Genomic DNA, 13,914 nt, shown 5'->3' with positions numbered 1-13,914 from the left:
TTGACCGGAGGAACCCCTTGGCCCTCGTTGCCCGTCGCCTTGAACTCGTTCGCCCCTCGCAAACCAAGACGATGACAGCGCGCGCGGCCGAATTGAAGGCCGCAGGGGCTGATATCATTGCTCTCAGCCAGGGCGAGCCGGATTTCGACACGCCGTTGGCGATTCAGGAAGCGGGCATCTCGGCGATCCGCTCCGGCAAGACGCGATACACGGCCGTCGCCGGCATGATGCCGCTCCGTGAAGCCATTCAGGAGAAGTTCCGCCGCGATCATGGGCTCGAATTCGGCCTGGACCAGATCACCGTCGGATGCGGTGCCAAGCAGGTGGTCTTCAACGCGCTCTTTGCGAGCCTCGATCCGGGCGACGAGGTGATCGTTCCAACGCCGTGCTGGGTGTCCTATCCGGATATGGTCGTCCTTGCCGGCGGGAAGCCGGTGCTGGTGCCATGCATCGAGTCGCACGGGTTCAAACTTCGCCCCGATGACCTTGCGGCGGCGATCACACCGCGCACGAAATGGTTGCTGCTCAATTCTCCGAACAATCCGACAGGAACCGTTTATTCCGCTGCCGATCTTGCGGTGTTGGCGGCGATGCTGCGCCTTCATCCGCATGTGCATGTGCTTTGCGACGACATCTACGAAAAGCTCGTTTACGATATCAATTTCGCCACCATGGCGGAAGTGGCGCCCGATCTTGCAGGCCGATGTCTCGTTGTGAACGGCGTATCGAAGACCAACGCCATGACGGGCTGGCGGGTTGGCTACGGCGCCGGGCCCGGCGCGCTCATCAAAGCGATGAACACCATTCAGGGGCAGACCTCGTCCCATACCTCCTCGATCTCGCAATATGCGGCAATCGAAGCGATCGGCGGCGATCAGGCCTATCTGGCCGGCTTCGTCTCGGATTTCCGCAAGCGGCGCGATCTGGTGGTTGCAGCACTCAGTTTGGCGCAGGGCCTGACCTGCGAGACGCCGCAGGGTGCATTCTACGTTTTCGCCAACTGTACGGGCGTGATCGGCAAACGAACGACCGACGGGGCATTGATCGAGACCGATACCGATTTCGCCATGTACCTTCTCAGCGCTTTCGCCGTTGCCGTCGTGCCAGGCAGCGGCTTCATGGCCTCGCCTTACATCCGTATCTCCTATGCCGCAAACGCGACCGATCTCAAACGCGCCTGCGACAGGATCATCGCCGCCTGTGCGGCGCTGCGCGAAGGAAGCCGGCCATGAGCAATCCAGGCGCACTCAAAGCGAAGATTGCCGAGCGCGGCCTCATCCGCGCGATCGCGGCACACAGTCCTCTGTCCGCTCTCCTGGCAGAGGAGGCGGGCTTCGACGCGATATGGGCGTCCGGCTTCGAACTCTCCGCCCTCTATGGGCTTGCCGATATGAGCCTCGTTACGATGACGCAGCACCTCGACATGCTGCGGGCGATGGCAGGGCGGGTTTCCCTGCCTATCATCGCTGACATCGATACCGGCTTCGGCAACGCCATCAACGTCATTCATGCCGTTCGCGAATACGAGCGCGCCGGCGCGGCCGCGGTGGTTATCGAAGACAAGACCTTTCCGAAAGTCACCAGCCTTGTCGCCGGCGGGCGTCAAGACCTCGTCCGCATCGAGGAATTTGAGGGCAAGATCGAGGCCGCGGTCGCAAGCCGGACCGACCCGGGCTTCCTCGTGATTGCGCGAACCGAGGCGCTGATCGCCGGCCTCGGAGAGGAGGAAGCGTTGGCACGCGCGGCCGCCTACGAGGCGGCCGGCGCCGACATGATCCTCATCCATTCGAAACGGCAGACGCCGGAGGAAATCGAAAGCTTCGTACGTGCCTGGCGGGGCAACGCGCCGCTCGTACTCGTCCCGACATCCTATCCCGATCTCGACGAAAAGCGCATTCGCGCCCTCGGCAGGATCGCGGTGGTAATATACGGCAATCACGGACTGCGCGCGGCCGTAACCGCGATGCGAGACGCGTTCCGTCGCATCATCGCCGATGGCAGTGCCGAAAGCGTCAGCAAGAACATCGCATCGGTCGAGGACATATTTGGCCTTCAGGATATGGATGCGGAAAAAGCGAGCGAGCGGCGCTTCCTGAAATAGGATGCTTATGACGGCCGGGCCGCGACGACTGCGATTTCGACCGGCGTTCCAGCGGACAACACTGCCCGGATGCGCGAACGCTGGGGTCAATGACGCTGGGGCCAATGGTCCGGATTGTCTCCCGCCCGGTTCTTCCCTCCGGTATCGGATGCGCCAGAAGGGCAAGGCGCCCAAGACAATCCTTATCGCCGTCGCCCGCCAGTTGTTCGTCATCCTCAACGCCATGCTCAGGGCCAGAACGCCCATCGCGCTCGCATGAGCAACACAGTTGCCCCCGGCAGCGGCTCTCCCAACCGATCCCTGACCTTGCGTAGGCCTTATGCCGCCGGGACAGAAGCGCTTACGACATAGTGCGGCAGTGAAATCTAGCTTTATTTCCGTCGCTTCGGATCCGCAGTATCGTGCCCTACCGGCCTGCACGCCTCACCGCCGCGCGAGCCGCGGGATCACGCCCCGCGCCGGCCCGGCGGCATCTTGCCAGGGAGGCCTTGTCTGCCCGGCGAAGCCGGCCCCGTCGGTAGGCGGAGATCGGCAAGGCTGTCCTTGACGTCGCGCAGACGCTTCAGCATCGGCTCGCCGAAATGCAGTGCAACGGCCGTGACGATGATATCCAAGAGCACCGCATGGGCGATCCGTGAGGTCATGGGCGCATAGACCTCCGTATTCTCATGCGCGTCGATGGCGAGCAGGATATGCGCCGCGGCGGCGAGTGCCGTGCCCGGCCGGGTCAGGGCAATGACGCGCGCGCCGACCTCCCGCGCCTTGTTGGCCATCTTCAGCGTGTCGCGGATCTCGCCCGTATGGGAGAAGCACAGAACCACATCGCCGGAGCCCAAGGTGGCCGCGGCCATGCGCTGGAGATGCGTGTCGACATAGGAGACCACGGGCAGGCCGAGGCGCATGAGCTTGTGCTGCGCCTCGATGGCCAGGATGCTGGCGGCCCCCGCTCCGAAGCAATCGATCCGCCGCGCAGTGGCGATCGTCTGCACGGCTCGCGTCAAGGCCTCCCGGTCGATCGATTGCCGGACTGCATTGAGCACATGGATGCTCGAATCGAAGATCTTGTTTGCAACCTCGTCCAGCGTGTCCTGCGCCCGCACCTCGCTGTGCAGATAGGGCGTGCCGGAGACGATGCTCTGGCCGGTCAGGAGCTTGAGATCGGGATAGCGTGACAGGCCGACGGAACGGACGAAGCGTAGCACCGTCGGCTGGCTCACGCCCACCGATGCGGCAAGCTCGGCGATCGACATGCGAATGATGCGCTCCGGATGATCCAGAACAAAATCAGCGACCTTACGCTCCGATGGAGACAATTGCGCGCGGCGGGCTGCGATCTTGTCCAGGAAGTGTGACGCGTCCTGCGTCAGTGGCTCGTTAGCCCTCGCAATGGGCCCACGGCCGGGTGCAACATCAGAATGATCCGGAGCCATAGCCCCCCCTCGGTCGCGTTGCAATTTCACCTCGTGATCGACGCGTGACCCTTCTCTGCCGCTCAAAAGTGCAACCTGATGAGCCCTCATCATCGCGCGACCTGCACCAACCCCAGCCGCTTCGACGTCGAGGCCGAGCGGATGTAATTTTCCTCCAGAAATCACACATGAATGACTGAAGGTTCATTGACGCAGGGAGCTTCATGATCAAACCAAAGATTGATACATAAGATTTATCTTTCAAAAAGGGCTCGGCGTTTCAATCCCCAGATTTCGGGCCGCCGGAGGGGAGCTGATAACGTCCCTATGAAAATTGGGTACAATACCAAGAGATCGTAGGCCTCTGCGATTAGATCGATAAATTATGGAGATTATTGCGAGCCACACTTGGGGAAGCTGAGGCCATAGAGGTTAAGTAATAAAACTACAAATCCCTCGCGACCGCTGCAGCGACGTTATATGCTCGGCATCGCCGTCTGGACAGGTGGCAGCGATTCTGGAGCCGAGATGCAAGCAATTGGACCGTTGTCTCCAGGCCGCAGCCCTCCGTCAGGACGACGACATCCTTCACCTCGACTTCATCCGGGACAACCAGAACAATTCAGGAAACGGCCATGCCTTCGACCCTGCGTGATCCGACCACCGGTCTTGAGCGTCTTGCGCTGGCACGCCTGCCGACACCGCTCGATGAAGCCCCGCGGCTGGCGCGGGCCCTGGGCATCGCCCGCCTCGCGATCAAGCGCGAGGACATGGCCGGCTATGCGCTGGGCGGCAACAAGCTGCGGCAGCTCGATTTCATCCTGGCGGAGGCGCTGGCGGCGGGAGCCGATATCCTGATCACCACGGCGGGCAGCCAGTCCAACTTCTGCCGCTCGCTGGCCGGCGCCGCCGCCAAGCTCGGCCTTGGCTGCCATCTCCATCTCCGCGCGGCTATGGGCACGGAGATGGTGGGCAATCTGCTCCTGGATAACCTGTTCGGCGCGACTGTCACCTTCACGGCCGTGACCGACCCATGGGACACGGCAGTCGCCGACGAAATGACCGCGATCGCCGCGGGCTATGCGGCGCAAGGGCGCAAGCCTTTCATCGTGCAGCTCACCGGCGTGAGCGCGGCGGTCGGCGTCTGCGGCTGGATGTCCGGGGCGGCCGAACTCATGAAGGATTTCGAGGCGCGGGGTGCGGTGCCGGACGTCATGGTGGCGGTCTGCGGCTCCGGCCTTTCATTGGCGGGCCTCGCCCTCGGATTCAAGCATCTCGGCTGCCGCACGCGGCTCCTCGGCATCAGCGCCCAGCAGCCGGCGCCACGCCTCAAGGCCTGGATCTCGAGCACGGCGGGCGAAGCTTCGACCCTGTTGGACATCAGCACCCGGCTCACGGAGGATGACTTCGACATCATCGACAGCGAAATCGCGCCCGGCTACGGCAAGCCCTCGCCGGCCAGCGTCGCCGCCGTAAGGCTTGCCGGACGCACGGAAGGCCTCGTGCTCGACCCCGTCTACACCGGCAAGGGCATGGCCGGCATCGTCACAGCCCTACGCACGGGCGTGCTCCAGCCGCATCACTCTGTCGTCTTCCTGCATTCCGGTGGCACGCCCGGGCTGTTCACCCATGCGGATGCCTTCGCGGGAGAAACCTTCACTGGGGAAGCAGCGGCATGAGCACGCCGTCAGGGGCTTCCGTCGGACCGGCGCGGCTCGACATCCCGCTCGACCAGCCCGGGCGCCACGTCGGTGCGCTCCGCCTGCCCTGGTCGCATGACCGTTCCGCCTATGGCCAGATCGTCATTCCGGTCGTCGTGATCAACGGCGGTCCGGGACCAACCGCCCTTTGCACAGGCGGCGTCCACGGCGATGAGTATGAGGGCCCGATCGTCCTCGGCGCGCTGGCCCGTGAGCTCGCGCCCGGCGACATCAACGGCCGGCTCATCATCGTGCCCACCGCCAACCCGCCGGCGGCGCAGGCCGGCCGGCGCACCTCGCCCATCGACGGCGGCAATCTCGCGCGCCTGTTCCCCGGCGAGGCGAACGGCGGCCCGACCAGCCAGATCGCCGAAGGCATCACGCGCCTGCTCCTTCCCGCTGCGGATTATCTCCTGGACTTTCACAGCGGCGGCAGCACTCTCGACTATCTGCCCTGTGCCTTCGGCCGGCTGCCGACCGATAGGGCCCTCGCAGCACGCGTGCTCGACCTGCTGGCCGCCTTCGGGGCTCCGGTGACCGCGGTGGTGAAACGCCCCGAGGCCAAAGGAACGCTCGTCGCGGCCGCCCTCGATGCAGGCGTCGCTGCCATGGCGACGGAACTCGGCGGCAGCGGCGGCGTCACGCGCCAGACCGTCGCCATCGCGGCTGACGGCCTGCGCCGCGCGCTTGGCCATATGGGTATCCTCCCGGGGGATGCCGCCTTGGCGCGAGCGCCGGACGCCCCATCGACGCGCCTTCTCGCGGTCGCCGGCGAGCATTTCCTGCGCGCGCCGGGGCGCGGGCTGTTCGAGCCCGCCTTCATGTTGGGCGACAGGGTCGCGGCCGGCGACGTGGCCGGCTGGCTGAGCGACCCCGAACGGCCTGACCGTGCACCGGAGCCGGTGCATTTCGCAGCCGCCGGCCTCGTCATCTGCAGGCGCGTCCCCGCCCTTGCGGAGCCGGGGGACGTCCTGGTCCATCTGGGCGAGGATACCACGCGCGAGGCCCTGATCGACGGGATCTGAGGCCGCGAGCCTGTCGCGGGCGCGGTCATCCAGGCTAGGCCCGGAATGACCGCGCCCCTCCCCTCTTATTCCACTGCGGTCAGCTGATCAGTTTCTGGACAGTCACCGTCAGCTCATCCATGGCCTGCTGCGGCGTCTTCATGCCAAGCACCACGGTCTCGGCCTGCTCCTTGAACAGGTCGGCCGCACGCGCGGCGTTGTCGAACGCCGGCAGCGGCACGCGCGAGACCTTGAGCACCTTGCGCTCGGCGTCGGCATAGGGCAGCGCCGCCTTGATGCGCGGGTCGTCATAGGTGGAGTTGCGCACCGGCCCGTTGCCGTTGAGCGCCGCGGCAAGCGTCGCATCTTTCGACGACATTGCCTTGATGAAGGCCCAGGCAAGGTCCTTGTTCTTGGAGTTCTTCGGGATCGCCATGCTCCAGAACTCGACCTTGGTGGGCGCCACCTCGTATTTGCCCTTCAGCGCCTCGGCGATCGGGAAATAAGTGGTCTTGATCTTGCCGGCGACCTGCGACTTGGCGGGGTCGTTATAGAGGCCATTGCGGCTCATCGAGCTCGCCGCCATGGCCGCGCGGCCCTGCTGCATCCAGGTATTGGCGTCTTCGGCCTTCATGCTCGTCAGGTTCTTGGGCACCGCACCTGACGTGTAGAGATCCCGGATCATGGTGAGCGCCGCCACCATCTCCTTGGAATTGGCGACGACCTTCATGTCGGGGGTGATGAAATCCGCGTCCCAGGCGCGGGCGAGCGCGATGACCTCGGGATAGGCGACCCCCGGCAGGATGAAGCCGACGACGGGCGTGCCGTCCGGCCGGGTATAGGTGCATTTCTTCGCGACTTCGACGAATTCCTCGATGGTCTGAGGCGGCCCCTTGATGCCCCGCTCGGCGAAGATCTCCTCATTGTAATGCAACCCCGTCGAGGCATGACGGAACGGCACCGCATAGAGTTCGTTGTCGATGGTCACGCCCTTGACGAGTCCCGGGAACAGATCATTCGGATCCTCGACCGGATCTTTCGCCATGCGCGGGCCAAGCGGCTCGAAGAGCTTGGCGATGCGCGGCGTCGCATAGGTATTGAGGATGAAGGCGACATCGACGGTGGATTCCGAGAGCGAAGCCTCGCGGAACAGCCGGTCGTGCAACGGCCCGGTCTCGAACGTAACCCAGTTGACCGTGTCACCCGTTGCCTTGGTGAAGGCCTGGGTGACGTCGCCTCCCTTGGTGCCGTTGGAGACGTTCTGCATCACGCGATGCGCGAATACGTTGATCTGCTTGCCGTCAGCGCGCAGCGGGCCCGCGAAGGGCAGAAGCGCCGCCGTCGCGGCCCCCGTTGTGAGAAAAGTCCGTCTCGTCACGCTCATAATGTTCCCTCCTGCAGGCTGCATGGCGCGCCTGCCCATCTGCCCGTGGCGTGGCTTTATTCTGCCGTAACCCACCCGCGCATCGCCAGATTACCAGATTATCTGCCGAGCATATCCGGATGTGGAGAGCAGGGCCATTCAAGGGGTCGTGTCGTAGAATAATTACATTGCAACCGCGCTTCAATGGGGAAATCGCGACGGATTATCCCCCAATAATGTAATTAAACTACATCGAAATGACCGATCACAATCACCGGACGCGGCCCGCCCCGCAGCCGTCAGCGACGGGCGAGCCTCCCCTTCCAGTCCAGCCGGTAGCGCTCCGGCGTCGCCGCGAGGGCGGCCATGCCGAGCAGGACACCTTTCGGTTCCATCACGAGAACGGCCGCAATGCGCCGCATGAAGCCATCCACCGGCGCCTTGTCGGCGAAGATGGCGCCAAAGGCCGCCGGATCGATCAGGGACTGGATCCTCGGCAGGATCCCGCCGGACAGGTAAACGCCGCCCCGCGCGCCGAAGGTCAGCGCAACGTCTCCGGCAAAGCGCGCCAGGATCGCGAGGAACAGCCGCACCGTATCGCGCGCCAGGGGGTCGCTGCCGCCGACCGCCGCTTCAACGAGCGGTGGCGTTTCGTTATAGCGCGGATCCCGCCCTGCAACGGCGCATTGCGCCCTGTAGATCCGCAAAAGACCCGGGCCGGACAGCAGGCATTCAGCCGTCACGCGGCCGTCCACCCGCTCGATAAGCGGCCAGAGACGATAGTCCTCATCGGTGACCGGGCCGAAATCCACATGCCCGCCTTCGCTCGCCACCGGCGTGAACTGGCCGCCGCTCGCGATGAGGCCAGCGACACCGAGCCCCGTGCCCGGACCAAGGATAACCCGCGTGCCTTCGCCCGGCGCCAGATCGGGCGTGATGCGATGCAGCGCCTCAGGCGGCAGGGCCGGCAGCGACAGGGCCTGCGCCTCGAAATCGTTGAGCAGGAGGCATTCCTCCAGGCCAAGCTCATCGAGCAGCGCCTGCTGGTCGAGCACCCAGCCTGCATTGGTGAGCTGGATGCGGCCTTCCACCAGCGGGCCGGCGCCACAGACGATCATGGAGCGGGGCGCCGGCAAACCCGCGGATGCTCCCCCCGCCGATACTCCCGCCGCAGGGCGGCCGCGCATCGCCGCGATCGCCGCGACAACGCCGTCACGGGCACACGCATGGTCATGGGTATGCAGTTGGACGGAGGCTTCGAGCGGCGCGCCGGGGGTCTCGACGCGTGCAAACCGCGCATTGGTGCCGCCGACGTCGCCGACCAGGACGGGGTGGGGAAATTGTGCCGTCATCGTCCCTTTGAAACGAGAAAATTGCCAAAAAGGTTGCAAAGAAGGCTGCGAAGAAGGTTTCATTTGGGTTCTGCCGCCCGGCCTTCGCCGCCCATCCCGGACAGGATACGTCTGGCTTTGCGCCACCTGCCCGCTTGTCCCGCTTTGGCAGGGCAGGGTCAAGCGCATGATCGGCACGATTGACGGCATCTGGCAGGGCGCGCGGCAGAAATATCGCGCAACAGCCCGGGCGACCAAGTGTCAGGAGGCCAGGATCAGGCTATTGCATAGGGAATCGTATCGGAACACAGAGAGGATAATGACGGATGCCTTCCGCAACGACAGGCTCGAAGGGCGTGGGAGCCGCGCACTATCTGCGCGTGGGCCTCGCCGGCCTCGTCCTCAGTCTCGGCTTCGCGCCGCATGCCGCCCAGGCGCAAGCGGGCACCGCCGCATGCAAGCGCGACCTCTTCGTGCTCGACTCGACCCTGCGCAACGCCTTGCGTGATCTGGAAGCCGCCGGGCAGGCAACCGATGAGGCGAAATGCGCGGCCTATCGCAAGCATATCGATGTCATGCGCCAGGCGAGCAAGACCTTTGCCCGCTGCACCACCGGGCGCGAGCGCCAGGAAAACGTGGCGCAGATGGACGGGTCGGTCGCTGATTTCGAAGTGCTGATTCGCGCCCGCTGCGCCAAGCCGTGAGATAGGAGGGCAGGCCCCTCCGGGAAGCCCCCTGTCCCAACCGCCGCCACCGGTCGCCCTCTCCTTGCGGGGGAGAGGGGTGGGGTGAGGGCAATCGCCTTGCCGAAAGCCCCACCCGCGCCCGGCAACACGGCCGTGGCCCGACTGCCCATCACGACCATGCGAAGGCGATTGGCGCGCTGCCTCAGCGTCCGGTCTTGATCCGCGTCCACAGACGCGTCACGGTGCGCTGGGCCTGCTCGTTATAGGCGGTGTTGGTGAACAGGCGCGACATGGTCTGTTCATCCGGATAGATGCCGGGATCGTTGAGGATGGCAGGGTCCACGTTCTTCTTCGCCGCGAGATTGCCGCTCGCATAGTGGACGGCATTGGCGTTGCGCGCCGCGATCTCCGGCCTGTTCATGAAATCGATGAAGGCATGCGCCTCCGCGACGTTCTTGGCGTCAGCGGGGATGGCCATGGAATCGAACCACATCAGCGCGCCTTCCTTCGGAATGACATAGCTGATGTTGACGCCGTTCTTGGCTTCCTCGGCCCGGGCCTTGGCCTGGACGATATCGCCGGAATACCCGACTGCCACGCAGATGTCGCCGTTGGCGAGCGCGTTGATATATTCGGACGAGTGAAACTTGCGGATGTTGCCGCGCACTTTCATCAGCGCGTCAGCCGCCTTGTTAAGGTCCTTCGCGTCCTTCGAATCGGGATTGAGGCCGACGTAGTTCAGCACGCCCGGAAAAAGATCCTCCGGGGAATCCAGCATATAGATGCCGCAATCCTTCAATTTCGCCGCGATCTCGGGCTTCAGCACGAGATCCCAGGTGTTGAGCGGCACATCCCCGAGGCGCTCCTTCACCTTGTCGACATTCAGGCCGATGCCCGTGGTGCCCCACATGTAGTTGACGGCATAGACATTGCCGGGGTCGAACACGGTGAGCTTCTTGGTCACGTCCGGCCACATATTGACGAGATTGGGGATCTTCGACTTGTCGAGCGGCTGGAAGACCTTGGCCTTGATCTCGCGCTGCAGGAACGGCCCGGACGGCACCACGATGTCGTAGCCGGATTTGCCGGCGAGCAGTTTCGTCTCGACGATCTCATTGTTGTCGTAGGTGTCGTAGACGACCTTGATCCCGGTCTCCTTCGTGAAATCCTCAAGCACGGTCGGGTCGATATAGTCGGACCAGTTATAGACGTTGACGGTCTTATCCTGCGCAATGGCGGCCCCGGCGGCCGCCAGTGCGGCGAGCGACACCAAGGAGCGGAGCATCAGAGAACGGATCATGCCGGCTGTTCCCAAGCTGGAGTGAGGCGCGTTTCAGAACGCATTGATAGACGAGTGGTGCCAGACAATGTGCGGGAGTTCAACGGCGCTGTACAAGGCCTTCCAAGCGTTCCAGGGCGCGGTCGAGCGTCGCGTCGGTTTTGGCGAAACAGAAGCGCGCCACCGTGCGCACCGCGCCCTCCGCATAGAAGGCGGACACCGGTATGGCCGCAACCCCACGCTCTGTGACGAGGCGCTTGCAGAAATCGACATCATCCACCTCGCCGAGCGGCGCGATGTCGACATTGAGGAAATAGGTGCCGTGGCTCGGCAGCACGGTGAAACCACGCTCCATGAGGCCGCGGCTGAAGCGATCCCGGCTGCGCTCGAAATCCGCCCGCATGCCGGTGAAATAGTCGTCCGGCTTGCCAAGCCCGTAGGCCACCGCCGCCTGCAGGTTGGGGGCTGTCGTGAAGGTCAGGAACTGGTGCGCCTTGGCCAGCACCTTGAGGATGTCGGGCGCCGCGCAGGCAAAGCCCACCTTCCAGCCGGTGAGTGAGAAGATCTTGCCCGCCGAGCCGATCTTCACGGTGCGCTCGCGCATGCCGGGCTCCGCCATCAGCGGGCGATGGCGGCGCCCATCGAACACCACATGTTCCCAGACCTCGTCGCAGACCGCGATGGCGTCGTGCTTGACGCAGAACTGGGCGAGCAAGGCGAGGTCCTCGTCGGGAAAGACAACGGCGGACGGGTTCAGCGGATTGTTGAAGAGGACGACCCGGGTCTTGTCCGAGAAGGCAGCCGTGAGTGCCTCCTCCGTCAGGCGCCAATGCGGCGGCTTAAGGGACACGAAGCGGGGCACCCCGCCGGCGCGCCGTACCAGGGGAAGGTAGGCGTCGTACATGGGTTCAAAGAGCACGACCTCGTCGCCCGGCTCGATGAGCGCGAACAAGGCCCCGGCGATCGCCTCCGTGGCGCCGGATGTCACCATCACCTCATCCGCCGAGAGGTCGAGCCCCTGATGATGGGCATAATGATCCGCCACGGCCTGGCGCAATTCCGGCAGGCCCATCATCGGCGGATACTGGTTCCAGCCGGACACGACAGCCTCCGCGGCCTTGGCCCGGACGTCGTCCGGCCCCGCCCCATCCGGAAAACCTTGCCCCAGATTGACCGCGCCCGTCTCGCGGGCAAGCTGCGACATGGCTTCGAAGACAGTCGTGGGGAGGGAGGAGAAAATGCGGTTCATGGAGCTCGGCCTCTTGAAACGCTTCAGCCTTATCACCGCTGGATAGGCGGCGAAACGGGCTTCGCGCGCCGGTGCCGCGCAAGCCGGGCCGGGTCGATCCCTTGCCCCTGTCGATCCCTTGCCCCTGTCGATCCGTTGCCGCCCTGTCGGTCCATTGCGACATACCGTTCGCGTTTCGTCGCAGGTGCATGCCGGCGTGTGCCAACGCACAGCCCGGCGCCGGTTTAAATGCAGGCCTGCCGATCGGCGCCCGGCTCCGTTTGACTTCACATGCGGCAGGGACGAAGGATTGTCGATCGGCTCGGCAGGGCCGTGTGGCTGGACCGTTCTCCGGTGCCCCCTCCCAGCCTTGCGAACCTGCCGGGCCGGTTCCTGTTTTGGAACGCGCGCGCGCCTTGCATTGCGCCGATGGGCGTGAGACCAATGGCTGATGCCCCAGGCTAGTCCACCACGTCCCTTCCTGTCCCTGATCCTCGGCGGCGCTCGCTCCGGCAAGAGCCGCACAGCCGAAGCCCGCATCACGTCGCTGCCGCCGCCATGGATCTACCTCGCCACAAGCGAGCCTCGCGACGACGAGATGGCCGCGCGCATCGCCCAGCACCGCGACCGCCGGGGCGAGGGATGGATCACCCGCGAGGAGCCCATCGACATCGTCGCGGTCATGGATGATGCGCCGCCGGGCGTACCGATGTTGATCGACTGCCTGACGCTGTGGCTGACGAATGTCATGCTGGCGGAATACGATGTCAGCGGCGAATGCGACCGGCTGATCACCCGGCTGGAGGCCAATGACCGCCCCGTCGTCATCGTCAGCAACGAGGTCGGTCTCGGCATCGTGCCGGACAATGCCCTGGCGCGCGCCTTTCGCGACCAGGCCGGCCTCATCAACCAGCGTGTCGCCGCCGTTGCCGATGAGGTCATCATGGTCGCGGCCGGCCTGCCCCTGAAGCTGAAATAGGTCCGTTTCGCGACCACCCCGCGCGGGATATCCCGAGGCAAGATTGTCAGAGGAATATATGAGCTTGAGTACCGACGACGCGCGCCATCGCGAGAAGATGGCCAAGCGTAAGGCCGCCCAGGATGCCGAGGTCGCCTCCAAAACCATCGAGAAGGGCCTTCTCATCGTCCATACCGGCAAGGGCAAGGGCAAGTCGACGGCGGCCTTCGGGCTCATGCTGCGCGCCCTTGGCCATGGCTGGACCGTCGGCGTCGTGCAGTTCATCAAGGGCGCCTGGTCCACCGGTGAGCGCAAGGCGCTCGAGGCCTTCGGCGATCAGGTGCGCTGGTACAGCATGGGCGAGGGCTTCACCTGGGAGACCCAGGACAAAGCCCGCGACATCGCCGCCGCGACGCGCGCCTGGGAGAAGGCGAAAGACCTCATGGCGGATCCCGCCACCCGGCTCGTCATCCTCGATGAGCTCAATATCGCGCTGCGCTACGACTACCTGCCCCTGGCCGAGGTGGTCGAGACCCTGTCCGCGCGCCGCCCGGACCTGCACGTGATCGTCACCGGCCGCAACGCCAAGCCGGAGCTCATCGCGGCTGCGGACCTCGTGACCGAAATGACGCCGGTGAAGCACCATTTCGAGGCGGGCGTGCGCGCGCAGGAGGGCATCGAGTTTTGATTTCTTCGTTGCACAGTGCCTACGCCGGAAGCATGGCTCGGGAACCTCTGTGTCATCCCCGGCGTCGCGCAGCGGCGGGAAGGGGATCCAGAGATCAGACGCGTCGTTCATGGTCCCCTTTCTGGCCCCATTTCATGGATCCCCTTCCCGGCCGGCAAAGCCGGCCG

The 13,914-nt window shown here is 64.7% G+C and carries 12 protein-coding genes; 7 read left to right on the top strand and 5 right to left on the bottom strand.

Annotated elements, in window-relative coordinates; all coding sequences use genetic code 11:
• Window positions 1-17: 17 nt before the first annotated feature.
• Window positions 18-1,232, top strand: coding sequence for a pyridoxal phosphate-dependent aminotransferase (locus tag C7450_RS10205; protein ID WP_170147179.1), 1,215 nt, complete (start codon window positions 18-20; stop codon window positions 1,230-1,232).
• Window positions 1,229-2,101: an isocitrate lyase/phosphoenolpyruvate mutase family protein gene (locus C7450_RS10200; RefSeq protein ID WP_110374351.1), complete on the top strand. Its 873-nt coding sequence runs from the start codon at window positions 1,229-1,231 to the stop codon at window positions 2,099-2,101. Before C7450_RS10205 ends, C7450_RS10200 begins: the two co-directional genes overlap by 4 nt.
• Before the next feature lie 446 nt (window positions 2,102-2,547).
• Here the strand turns inward: C7450_RS10200 and C7450_RS10195 are convergent, their stop codons facing one another.
• A complete protein-coding gene (locus C7450_RS10195) occupies window positions 2,548-3,531 on the bottom strand; it encodes an SIS domain-containing protein (RefSeq protein WP_170147178.1) in 984 nt (327 codons plus the stop codon).
• A gap of 614 nt (window positions 3,532-4,145) precedes the next feature.
• Between C7450_RS10195 and C7450_RS10190 the strand changes: the two genes are divergently transcribed.
• Both C7450_RS10190 and C7450_RS10185 read left to right on the top strand, forming a co-directional pair.
• On the top strand, window positions 4,146-5,189 hold the full coding sequence (locus C7450_RS10190; protein WP_110374349.1) for a pyridoxal-phosphate dependent enzyme: 1,044 nt from the start codon (window positions 4,146-4,148) through the stop codon (window positions 5,187-5,189).
• Complete coding sequence (locus C7450_RS10185) at window positions 5,186-6,235, top strand: succinylglutamate desuccinylase/aspartoacylase family protein (RefSeq protein ID WP_110374348.1); 1,050 nt, start codon at window positions 5,186-5,188, stop codon at window positions 6,233-6,235. The genes C7450_RS10190 and C7450_RS10185 overlap by 4 nt, the downstream gene beginning before the upstream one ends.
• 79 nt (window positions 6,236-6,314) lie before the next feature.
• Here the strand turns inward: C7450_RS10185 and C7450_RS10180 are convergent, their stop codons facing one another.
• Both C7450_RS10180 and C7450_RS10175 read right to left on the bottom strand, forming a co-directional pair.
• Window positions 6,315-7,598: an ABC transporter substrate-binding protein gene (locus C7450_RS10180; RefSeq protein ID WP_110374347.1), complete on the bottom strand. Its 1,284-nt coding sequence runs from the start codon at window positions 7,596-7,598 to the stop codon at window positions 6,315-6,317.
• A 278-nt stretch (window positions 7,599-7,876) separates the two neighbouring features.
• Window positions 7,877-8,929 (bottom strand): glucokinase, encoded by a 1,053-nt coding sequence (locus C7450_RS10175; RefSeq protein ID WP_170147177.1) that lies wholly within the window; start codon window positions 8,927-8,929, stop codon window positions 7,877-7,879.
• A gap of 305 nt (window positions 8,930-9,234) precedes the next feature.
• Between C7450_RS10175 and C7450_RS10170 the strand changes: the two genes are divergently transcribed.
• Window positions 9,235-9,612: a hypothetical protein gene (locus C7450_RS10170; RefSeq protein ID WP_110374345.1), complete on the top strand. Its 378-nt coding sequence runs from the start codon at window positions 9,235-9,237 to the stop codon at window positions 9,610-9,612.
• Between the two features lie 184 nt (window positions 9,613-9,796).
• Here the strand turns inward: C7450_RS10170 and C7450_RS10165 are convergent, their stop codons facing one another.
• Together C7450_RS10165 and C7450_RS10160 are read right to left on the bottom strand one after the other, a co-directional pair.
• On the bottom strand, window positions 9,797-10,894 hold the full coding sequence (locus C7450_RS10165) for a polyamine ABC transporter substrate-binding protein (protein WP_110374344.1): 1,098 nt from the start codon (window positions 10,892-10,894) through the stop codon (window positions 9,797-9,799).
• A 79-nt stretch (window positions 10,895-10,973) separates the two neighbouring features.
• Complete coding sequence (locus C7450_RS10160; RefSeq protein WP_110374343.1) at window positions 10,974-12,122, bottom strand: aminotransferase; 1,149 nt, start codon at window positions 12,120-12,122, stop codon at window positions 10,974-10,976.
• 430 nt (window positions 12,123-12,552) lie between these two features.
• On the opposite strand from C7450_RS10160, the gene cobU reads away from it, so the two are divergent.
• On the top strand, window positions 12,553-13,080 hold the full coding sequence (gene cobU / locus C7450_RS10155) for a bifunctional adenosylcobinamide kinase/adenosylcobinamide-phosphate guanylyltransferase (protein WP_110374342.1): 528 nt from the start codon (window positions 12,553-12,555) through the stop codon (window positions 13,078-13,080).
• Between the two features lie 58 nt (window positions 13,081-13,138).
• Entirely contained in the window at window positions 13,139-13,747 is a 609-nt protein-coding gene (gene cobO, locus C7450_RS10150) for a cob(I)yrinic acid a,c-diamide adenosyltransferase (RefSeq protein ID WP_110374341.1), read from the top strand.
• Window positions 13,748-13,914 lie beyond the last annotated feature (167 nt).

This window comes from Chelatococcus asaccharovorans (assembly GCF_003201475.1).
GTDB lineage: Bacteria > Pseudomonadota > Alphaproteobacteria > Rhizobiales > Beijerinckiaceae > Chelatococcus > Chelatococcus asaccharovorans.
This window is presented reverse-complemented; position numbering and strand designations above follow the sequence as displayed.